Origin of the sequence: Streptomyces sp. NPDC090083 (genome assembly GCF_044747445.1) — a bacterium.
Taxonomy (GTDB): Bacteria; Actinomycetota; Actinomycetes; order Streptomycetales; family Streptomycetaceae; genus Streptomyces.
The window spans coordinates 934,249-940,371 of the sequence record NZ_JBIVED010000004.1; the positions used below are offsets into that span (position 1 = coordinate 934,249).

The 6,123-nt window shown below is 72.2% G+C and carries 8 protein-coding genes and 1 riboswitch; of the genes, 5 read left to right on the forward strand and 3 right to left on the reverse strand.

Going from position 1 to position 6,123, the window contains the following annotated elements; all coding sequences use genetic code 11:
- Window positions 1-99 precede the first annotated feature (99 nt).
- Window positions 100-1,854 (forward strand): ABC transporter ATP-binding protein, encoded by a 1,755-nt coding sequence (locus tag ACIPTO_RS19365; RefSeq protein WP_401193598.1) that lies wholly within the window; start codon window positions 100-102, stop codon window positions 1,852-1,854.
- A 127-nt stretch (window positions 1,855-1,981) separates the two neighbouring features.
- On the opposite strand, the gene ACIPTO_RS19370 is transcribed toward ACIPTO_RS19365, so the two are convergent.
- Complete coding sequence (locus ACIPTO_RS19370) at window positions 1,982-2,278, reverse strand: hypothetical protein (RefSeq protein ID WP_366317158.1); 297 nt, start codon at window positions 2,276-2,278, stop codon at window positions 1,982-1,984.
- Window positions 2,279-2,449: 171 nt separating this feature from the next.
- Between ACIPTO_RS19370 and ACIPTO_RS19375 the strand changes: the two genes are divergently transcribed.
- The 3 genes from ACIPTO_RS19375 (at window position 2,450) to ACIPTO_RS19385 (ending at window position 4,069) form a co-directional block, all read left to right on the forward strand.
- Complete coding sequence (locus tag ACIPTO_RS19375; RefSeq protein ID WP_401193601.1) at window positions 2,450-2,815, forward strand: nuclear transport factor 2 family protein; 366 nt, start codon at window positions 2,450-2,452, stop codon at window positions 2,813-2,815.
- Window positions 2,803-3,036 (forward strand): hypothetical protein, encoded by a 234-nt coding sequence (locus tag ACIPTO_RS19380; RefSeq protein WP_401193603.1) that lies wholly within the window; start codon window positions 2,803-2,805, stop codon window positions 3,034-3,036. The genes ACIPTO_RS19375 and ACIPTO_RS19380 overlap by 13 nt, the downstream gene beginning before the upstream one ends.
- Before the next feature lie 78 nt (window positions 3,037-3,114).
- Window positions 3,115-3,199, forward strand: a riboswitch (ZMP/ZTP riboswitch).
- A gap of 21 nt (window positions 3,200-3,220) precedes the next feature.
- Complete coding sequence (locus ACIPTO_RS19385; protein WP_366317152.1) at window positions 3,221-4,069, forward strand: bifunctional 5,10-methylenetetrahydrofolate dehydrogenase/5,10-methenyltetrahydrofolate cyclohydrolase; 849 nt, start codon at window positions 3,221-3,223, stop codon at window positions 4,067-4,069.
- On the opposite strand, the gene ACIPTO_RS19390 is transcribed toward ACIPTO_RS19385, so the two are convergent.
- A complete protein-coding gene (locus tag ACIPTO_RS19390) occupies window positions 4,070-4,969 on the reverse strand; it encodes a CU044_5270 family protein (RefSeq protein WP_366317150.1) in 900 nt (299 codons plus the stop codon). It abuts the gene before it with no gap.
- A 114-nt stretch (window positions 4,970-5,083) separates the two neighbouring features.
- Entirely contained in the window at window positions 5,084-5,605 is a 522-nt protein-coding gene (locus ACIPTO_RS19395; protein ID WP_401193605.1) for an RNA polymerase sigma factor, read from the reverse strand.
- A 9-nt stretch (window positions 5,606-5,614) separates the two neighbouring features.
- Here ACIPTO_RS19395 and ACIPTO_RS19400 point away from each other — a divergent pair.
- A partial coding sequence (locus ACIPTO_RS19400; protein WP_401193608.1) for a cbb3-type cytochrome c oxidase subunit I occupies window positions 5,615-6,123 on the forward strand: 509 nt, incomplete at its 3' end.

Consider the following 6,123-nt stretch of genomic DNA (forward strand, 5'->3'; position numbering starts at 1 on the left):
CGGATACCGGGAGCGGACGGCCGGCGTCCCGGGACCGGTCGGCTCCGCGGGTGGTGGCCGACGTAGCCTGAATGCTCCGACCGACTCGCGAGGAGTGCCGTGAGCATCGCAGGGACTCGGAGCGGCCAGCCGGCCTGGCGACTGCTCCTCGACTACGTCCGACCGCACCGCTGGGTCCTGTTGGCGGGCGCGCTGCTCTCCCTGGTCACCGGAGGTGCCGCGCTGCTGCTGCCGCTGGTGGCACGAGGGCTCATCGACGACCTGTCGCATCACCGCGCCATCACCGGGGCGTTGCTCGCGATGTCGGCGCTGGTGGTCGCCAACGCGGCGCTGGGCGCGCTGGGTTCGTACGTGCTGCGGCGTACCGCCGAGTCGGTGGTGCTCGGCGCGCGGCGGGCCCTGTCGTCGTATCTGCTGCGGCTGCGGATTCCCGCCGTGGACCGCAGCGAGCCCGGTGACCTGATGGCGCGCATCACCTCGGACACCACGCTGCTGCGCGAGGTCACCACGGACTCGCTGGTCGGCCTGGGCACCGGCGGGCTCACGCTGGTCGCGACCGTCGTCATGATGGGCGTGGTCGACCCCGTGCTGCTCGGCGTCACCCTCGCCGTGATCGCGGGTGCGGGAACCGTGCTCGGCCTGATCGTGCCGCGCATCAACCGGGCCAGCCGGCAGGCGCAGGACGCCGTCGGCGTGATGGGCGCCTCGCTGGAACGCATCCTGGGCGCGCTGCGCACGGTGAAGGCGTCCGGCGCCGAGGACCGCGAGGAGCGCACGCTGCACCGGGCGGCCGAGGAGTCGTGGCGGCAGAGCGTGCGCGCTGCCAAGTGGACCGCGGCGGCGGGCAACACGGCGGGTCTCGCGATGCAGGTCGCGTTCATCACCGTGCTCGCGGTGGGCGGGGCACGGGTGGCCACCGGCGCGATCGGCATCGGCACCCTGGTCGCCTTCCTCCTCTACGTCTTCTACCTGATGCAGCCGATCCAGCAGGTCGTCGGCGCCATCACCCAGTACCAGACGGGCTCCGCGGCCCTCTCCCGCATCCAGGAGGCCCTGGAACTTCCCGCCGAACCCCCGTCCCCGCAGGCCGAGTTGCCCTCCCCCGGCGCCGCACCCGCCGCCCTCGCCTTCGACGACGTCCGCTTCCGCTACGCCGACGACCTGCCCTACGTCCACCACGGCGTGACCTTCGACGTGCCGGCCCAGGGCATGACGGCGTTCGTCGGCCCGTCCGGCGCGGGCAAGACCACCGTGTTCTCCCTCATCGAGCGGTTCTACGACCCCGAGTCCGGCGCCATCACCCTCGACGGCCGGGACCTCGCGGACTGGGACCTGCCCCGGCTCCGGTCCGCCATCGGGTACGTGGAGCAGGATGCCCCGGTCCTCTCGGGCTCGCTGCGTGACAACCTGCTGCTCGGCAATCCGGACGCGGACGAGGACGCCGTCACGCGCGTGCTGCGGACGACCCGCCTCGACGGTCTGGTCGCCCGGCTTCCCAAAGGCGCCGACACCTTGGTCGGTCACCGCGGCACCCGCCTCTCCGGCGGTGAACGCCAACGTGTCGCCATCGCCCGCGCGTTGCTGCGCCGCCCCCGGCTGCTGCTCCTCGACGAGGCGACCTCGCAGCTGGACGCGGTGAACGAGGCGGCCCTGCGCGACACCGTCGCCGACGTGGCCCGGACGACGACGGTCCTGGTCGTCGCGCACCGGCTGTCCACGGTGACGATGGCGGACCGGATCGTGGTCATGGACGCGGGCCGGGTCCGCGCGGTGGGCACGCACCGGGAGCTGGTGACCGCCGATCCGCTCTACGCGGAGCTGGCGGCGACGCAGTTCCTGGCGGCGGCGGGCTGACCCCGGGGACGACGGGTTGGTCCTGGGGACGACCGGTTGGTCCTGGGGAACAGCTGAGGGCCGCCCGTTTCCGGACGGCCCTCGATGTTCGCGTGTTCGCGTGCTCCGCGGGATCAGTACCGCGGGCTCACGGCTCGATGCTGGGGAGAAGTCCCGTGACCGGCGCGGTCATGTCGGTGACCTGGTGCAGCTGCTGGAGGTCGTTCAGGTGGTTCAGGCCCTGAAGCTGGTCGGCGACCCGCGGGACCTCCGCGCGGTGCTCGGCGGGGATCTCACTCACCGCGAGCGAGTCCAGGAGGGCGACCGGGCTGACCTTGCCGTCCTTGAAGGCGGGCGCGTCGGCGGCGTTCGCCATCGGCGCGACGAGGCCGGTGACCCCGACCGCGAGACCAACGGCGGCGGCAATACGTCGTGTTGAGATCATGCCCTCAGCAACGCGGCCGGTCCCCGCGCGGTCACGGGTACCGGCCACCGCTCACCCGTGAGGCGGAGCGTGCCGCCCGGTTTGCCGAGCCCGGCGCGGCGGAGGAGGCTCGTAGGAGAGGCCCTTCGCGGCTCGTCCCTGTTCGGGCCGCGGCCCTCTGAGGAGGTCACCATGGGCACCGCGGCACACCCCGGCTTCGACACCGACGCCCTGCGCCGGGGCATAGAGGACCACACTGCGGCGACACTGCTGTCGCTCTACGCGGACGACGCCGAGGTCCACGTCGTCGACCACCTGACGCAGCCCAGTCATCCCAAGGTCCTGCACGGCCGTGACGAGATCGGCGCGATGCTCGCCGACGTCTACGGCCGCGACATGACGCACAGGCTGGAGGAGTGCGTCGTGGACGGGGACCGGGCCGCCTACAGCGAGTCGTGTCAGTATCCGGACGGGGCACGGGTCCTCGCCGAGTCGATGCTCCTGCTGCGCGACGGCAAGATCACCCGGCAGACGATGATCCAGGCATGGGACGGCTAGCGCGGATGGTGCCGAGGGTCCGGATCAGCACCCGCGTGACCTGGACCTTCTCGGCGACCACGGCACCCGCGCGCGCCGCCGCGGCCCGACGGCGGGCCCCGGTCACGGCAGCGGGTCTGCGCGCGTCCGCCACCCTGCTGGGGTCGGCGCTGCGGGCGGCCCGGTCCCGCTCGCTGCCGGCACCGCCCGCCGGCCGGACGCGGGGCTTCCGGCACCGGTGAGCCGGGAGTGGGGGAGACGAGCTGCCGTGGGGCTGTCGGTGGGCGGCCGGGGCTGTCGTAGGACTGTCGGTTAGGCTGGTCGCGGGTCGTGACTGGCGCTGAGGTGGAGCACCACCGTGGAGCGGCCCACGCGGAGTCGATGCCGTGCGCCTGGGCGATTGGTCAACCAGCTCAGGAGTGGATCATGTCCCAGGCACGGCTCATGGACGGCACCGCGCTCGCTCGGCGGATCGTCGAGGACACCGCGAAGCAGGCCGCCGACATCACGGAGCGCACCGGTACGGCGCCCTGTCTCGCGACGGTCCTGGTCGGCGCGGACCCGGCCTCCGTCACCTACGTCCGGATGAAGCAGAACCGCAGCCGCAAGGCCGGCATCGAGTCCCGGCACGTGGAACTGCCCGCCTCCACGACCACCGCCGACCTGGTCGCCACCCTCGACGGACTCTCCTCCGACCCGGCCGTGCACGGCATCCTGCTCCAGCACCCGATGGGTGAACACATCGACGAGCGGGCCGCGTTCGAGGCGATCGCGGCGGAGAAGGACGTGGACGGCGTCACCTTCGCGTCGTTCGCGACGATGAGCTTCGGCCTGCCGGGCTTCGTGTCCTGCACGCCCGGCGGCATCATGCGGCTGCTCGACGAGTACGGCGTCGACCCGTCCGGGAAGCGCGCCGTCGTCGTCGGCCGCAGCGCGATCCTCGGCAAACCGGCCGGCATGCTGCTCCTGGCCCGCGACGCGACCGTCACCTACTGCCACTCGCGCACCCGGGACCTGTCCGACGTGGTGCGCGAGGCGGACATCGTGGTCGCCGCCGTGGGACGGCCCCGGCTGATCCGCGGCGAGGACATCAAGCCCGGCGCGGTCGTGATCGACGCCGGTTACAACGCGGGCAACGTCGGTGACGTCGACTTCGACTCCGCCGCCGAGCGCGCCTCGCTGATCACTCCGGTGCCGGGCGGGGTCGGCCCGATGACGATCGCCACGCTGCTGGAGCAGACGGTGACCGCCGCGGCCCGGCAGCTCGGGGTGTGATCAGCGCGTCCACGCGCTGTACTCCATGACGTCCCCGGCCTTGACGCCGTACTCGGGCTGGTCCTTCGTGAAGGTGCTCTCCATGCCGAGGACGGCGCCGGTGGCCGGGTCCATGATCAGCATCAGCCGGCTGCCGGACCGCTGGTAGACGTAGGCCTCCCCGTTCCGCCCGAGGCGGTCGGTGACCTCTCCCACCGGCCGCAGCCCGTCCACCCCGGCGAGCAGCCGCGCCAACGCGGCCGACTCACGCGCTCCGAGCGTCCAGTGGTCCAGCAACTCGCCCACTGCGCCGAGGAGTTCGGGGGTGGTCAACGGCGTCCTGCTGTACGCCGCCTCCTGGAGGTACGCGCGCAGTCCGGCCACGTCGTGCGGCGGGCGGGCGTCGGGCGGGACGTCGCTCCAACTCGGCGGGTACGTCGTCTCCTTGAGGACATGCCCGTCCGCGACGAGACGTTCCGTGTGGCTGGCGTCCGGGTTCCACCGCACGATGCGCTCCTCGGGAACGGTCACCGGCGGCTTGTCGTCGGACATGCCGAGACTCCACGTCTGGACATGGGTTCCCCTGCGCAGAGCGGGAGTTCCGTCGACCGCGACGGCCGTCGCGAGTGCCGCGAGCTGCTTCAGGGAGACGGGCGTGGAGTGCGCCTGCACCACCAGGGGCCGGGGGGCCGCCACCGCCGGTGTGCCGCTCGGCCCGCCCAGCACGACGGTGAGCACGGTCGCCCCGACGGCGGCGGTGGCGGCGAGGCTCCAGAGCACGCGGCGGCGCCGTGAACGCCGTTCGTGCAGGAGCCGGTTGAGTCCCCGCTCGGCCTGATGGTCAAGGGGCCCGTCGCCGTAGAGGGGCCCGTCGCCGGTGAACGGGTTGGCGACCCGCAGGAGTTCGAGTTCGTCAGCCATGGCGTTGATCCTTCACGTGGCTAATGGCGGCACCCCAGCGGGGCTTGGGGAAGCGGACGACCGGCAACGGCGCGGCGGCAGCCGACCGACGACGCGTCGCGGCACCAGGAACGTTCAGCACCCGGCCCCTCCCAGCACCGCACGTCGATCGATCTCCGCTCTCAGCCTCCGCCGCGCCCGGTGCAACCGCATGGCCGCGGCCCGCGCTCCGCATCCGAGGACCACGGCCACCTCGTCCACTCCGAGCTCCTCCCATGCCGTGAGCCGCAGCACCTCCTGATCGGCCGGCGAGAGCCGCGCCAACGCCTCGTGCACCCAGTCGCCGGGGGCGTCCGCCTCGGGGCCCACCTCGACCTGCCGCCCGTGCGCGGCCTCGTCGTTGCCCAGCCGGTCGACGAGCCGACGCCGACGCCCGTACCCGCGCACCGCGTTGGCCAGGCAGTTTCGTGCCACGCCGTACAGCCAGGGCAGTGGAACCGCCGGCAGGTCGGCGCGGCGGCGCCAGGCGACGGTGAAGACCTCCGCCACCACTTCCTCGACCTCGCCGTTCCGCCCGTCCAGTCGCCGCGCAACATAGCGGCTGACCGCCCAGTAGTGCTCGCGATAGGCAGCGGCGAAGTCCTCGTCGTTGCTCATGTCCCGTTCATGTCCGGCACCGGGGCGATCGTCACACCCGGTTCCGTGATTCTCCTCGCGTCCGTCAAGTGTGACGCGCGGGCCCGGCGCGGACACAGGCGGGGCGTGAGAGATCTCAAGAGCATCAAGTGGCTGACGACCACGGACCACAAGACGATCGGCACGCTGTACCTGGTCACGGCGTTCGGGTTCTTCCTGATCGGCGGCGTCATGGCGCTGCTCATGCGCGCCGAACTCGCCAGACCCGGCCTGCAGATCATGTCCAACGAGCAGTTCAACCAGGCGTTCACGATGCACGGCACGATCATGCTGCTGATGTTCGCGACGCCCCTGTTCGCGGGCTTCGCCAACTGGATCATGCCGATACAGATCGGCGCCCCGGATGTCGCCTTCCCCCGTCTGAACATGTTCGCCTACTGGCTGTACCTGTTCGGCTCGACCATCGCGGTCGGTGGCTTCCTCACCCCGCAGGGTGCCGCGGACTTCGGCTGGTTCGCCTACAGCCCGCTGTCGGACGC

What these genes read in the sequence shown, in the direction of transcription:
- ACIPTO_RS19385 (WP_366317152.1), top strand. Translation starts at nt 3,221, where the DNA reads ATGTCCCAGGCACGGCTCATGGACGGCACCGCGCTCGCTCGGCGGATC.
- ACIPTO_RS19395 (WP_401193605.1), bottom strand. Translation starts at nt 5,605, where the DNA reads ATGAGCAACGACGAGGACTTCGCCGCTGCCTATCGCGAGCACTACTGG.
- ACIPTO_RS19375 (WP_401193601.1), top strand. Translation starts at nt 2,450, where the DNA reads ATGGGCACCGCGGCACACCCCGGCTTCGACACCGACGCCCTGCGCCGG.
- ACIPTO_RS19390 (WP_366317150.1), bottom strand. Translation starts at nt 4,969, where the DNA reads ATGGCTGACGAACTCGAACTCCTGCGGGTCGCCAACCCGTTCACCGGC.
- ACIPTO_RS19370 (WP_366317158.1), bottom strand. Translation starts at nt 2,278, where the DNA reads ATGATCTCAACACGACGTATTGCCGCCGCCGTTGGTCTCGCGGTCGGG.
- ACIPTO_RS19380 (WP_401193603.1), top strand. Translation starts at nt 2,803, where the DNA reads ATGGGACGGCTAGCGCGGATGGTGCCGAGGGTCCGGATCAGCACCCGC.